Origin of the sequence: uncultured Campylobacter sp., assembly GCF_937890585.1 — a bacterium.
Lineage (GTDB): Bacteria > Campylobacterota > Campylobacteria > Campylobacterales > Campylobacteraceae > Campylobacter_A.
On record NZ_CALACG010000341.1, the window covers coordinates 1 to 2,571 of the forward strand.

The following is a 2,571-nucleotide window of genomic DNA, read 5'->3' on the forward strand; positions in this document are numbered from 1 at the left end:
CACTAAAAAAGGGCTCGAACAAACTTTTGGTGGCAACCATCTAAAAACTACGACGGCTAGCGTGAAGCTAAAATACGCTCCGAGTGAGAACTGGTACTTTGAAGGTGGCTACCAATGGCAAAAAGCGATCCGTGATATGTACGGCACAAGCGGGACGTTTTTAAATGAAAATGGTGATTATAGGGTTGTTAAAAGTGGTGGTAACGGAGCATCTGGTAGATTTGATGTAGATAGTTGGTTTTTAAAGGGAAATACAAATTTTCAAACTGGATTTTTAAAACACAACTTAGCTGTTGCCACAAACGGCTATCGTTGGACTATTTATAGTGCTCGAAATAGTGGCGGCAGAGCAAATCTTGGCATATCAAATTTATATAATCCAAGAGTCTTTAACGACCCTCACGTAAAAAAGGGCAGTGGCACATATAAAAGAAGTAGTAGCGATATGAAAAACATATCTATCGTTGATGATATTAAATTTAATGACCACTTTAGCACGATCTTATCGGTCTCAAGGAGCTGGTTTACGAGCTACAACCTAGATCCTTCTAAGGAGAAAAATTATGATAAAAGTGGCTTTAACTATGGTGTAAGCCTTGTTTATAAGCCAGTTGAAAATATAAGCCTTTACACTACCTATGCAGATAGTATCTCAAATGAAGGAACAACATATACATTTTCAAACGGTCCTAGAAGGGGTGAAACTTTAACAGTAGAGCCTATGAGAAGCAAACAATATGAAATAGGTGCCAAAGCTAGAATAGGCGAGATTGACCTTTCTGCTGCGGTATTTGAGATTAAGCGTCCAGTAGCATATCTAATTGGCAACGGAGCAAAAGCTGAGTATAAAATACAAGGCACGCAAAGAAACCGCGGCTTTGAGCTAACTACTGGAGGAAAGCTTGTTGATACTTTAAGTGTTTATGGCGGTTTTACACTTCTTGATGCTAAGATAAAAAATGCCAAAGACGGCGTATCTGAAGGCAAAACGGTTATCGGTGAGCCAAAATTTCAAGCAAATGTCTTGTTTGATTATGCTGTGCCAAACACAAACAAACTTGCATTTACAACGAATTTCCACTATACAGGCAAAAGATATATTGATAATGCCAATGCTCATAGTGTAGATAACTATTTTACTACTGATATTGGAGCTAGATATACTACTAAAAATTGGCTCGGCAAAGAGACAACTATAAGATTTAACATAAACAATCTCTTTGATAAAAAATATTGGGCAGGAATGTTCCCTTCTGACGTAGATGGAGCGATCGCAGCTAGAGGAACTTCGCTTTTCTTGGGACAAAGCAGAACCTTTATGCTTTCAGCTCAAGTCAAATTTTAAGTGAGCAACCATGCAAGGACTACTAAACTGGCAGGCGATTAGAGAACTTAAATTTGCGCCTATGACTAGAGACGGAGCCGGCGGAAGCGCGGTTGATTGGGATAAAGTAGCTGTGATGTATAACGGCATGGCTGAGCTTGAAAAGCGTAGTGCGCAAATTTTAGCAGACGCTCTACCGATAACGTCCGAAGATAGCGTGCTAGACGTGGGCTGCGGACCGGGACGCCTTAGCATACCTATGGCTAGACGGGCTAAAAACCTAACCGCGCTTGATGCGTTTGGAGAGATGCTTAAATTTTGTAAGCAAAATGCCAAAAACGCTGGCGTAAAAAATATAAAATTTATGCAAAAAAGCTGGCTAGACGAAGACGCGTTAGAAATAATCGGCAAGCACGACGTCGTCGTCGCCTCTCGCTCAGTTGGTCTTGGCGATATAAAAAGGCTAAACGACGTAGCTAAAAAATACGTATGCATAACTAGCTTTTTAGAAGACTATCCAAGCCTTAGAGAAATTTGGATGGATTTGCTTGCGGGCATCGACGAAAGAGCATCTAAGCGTCCTCCTTTTATAAACGAAAATCCTAGAATGTTTGGCTATAACGTCACTTTTAATATGCTTTATGATCTGGGCGCAAACGTAAACGTACGTATCTTTGATACCGTTTATGAAAAAAGTTTTACGAGTAAAGACGAAGCTTACGAATTTTTAAAATTAGTCGGAGAAATCCCAAAAGAAAAAGAGAAAATTTATAGAAAAAACGTGGATAAATGGCTAGTAAAAGATGGTAGCGGGGTTAAATTTTACCGAACGACGAAAAGCTACGCTATGTGGTACGACGTAAGCGAGGTAAAATTTGAATAACAAAGCCTTTTTTGCCGTTTTAACGATTGTGCTGATAGTTTGCGCCTTTGCTTCTCTGACTCTTGGCAGATACGGTCTGGGTGTGGCCGAAATTTTTGCTAGCTTAAAATCTTTGCTATTTGGCTCGCCGCCGTCAAACGAGCAAGCTCACGCCGTAATAACGCAAATCAGACTTCCTCGCATCGCCTTTGCGGTGCTGGTGGGAGCCGCCCTTTCCGCAGCCGGCGCCGTGTATCAAGGGCTTTTTAAAAATCCCTTAGTCTCCCCCGATATTCTGGGCGTATCTAGCGGCGCAGCGGTCGGAGCTAGCATCGCTATCATCCTTTCCTTGCCCGTGCTTTACGTCTCACTAATGTCTTTTGGC

General features: G+C 41.4%; 3 protein-coding genes. All 3 read left to right on the forward strand.

What is annotated here, in order from left to right:
* The coding region (locus tag Q0296_RS10235; protein WP_298040264.1) for a TonB-dependent siderophore receptor at positions 1–1,345 on the forward strand (1,345 nt) is incomplete at its 5' end.
* A 10-nt stretch (positions 1,346–1,355) separates the two neighbouring features.
* Positions 1,356–2,207: a methyltransferase domain-containing protein gene (locus tag Q0296_RS10240; RefSeq protein WP_298040265.1), complete on the forward strand. Its 852-nt coding sequence runs from the start codon at positions 1,356–1,358 to the stop codon at positions 2,205–2,207.
* Positions 2,200–2,571 (forward strand): iron chelate uptake ABC transporter family permease subunit (locus Q0296_RS10245; RefSeq protein ID WP_298040267.1); only part of this gene is annotated, 372 nt, incomplete at its 3' end. The genes Q0296_RS10240 and Q0296_RS10245, both read left to right, overlap by 8 nt.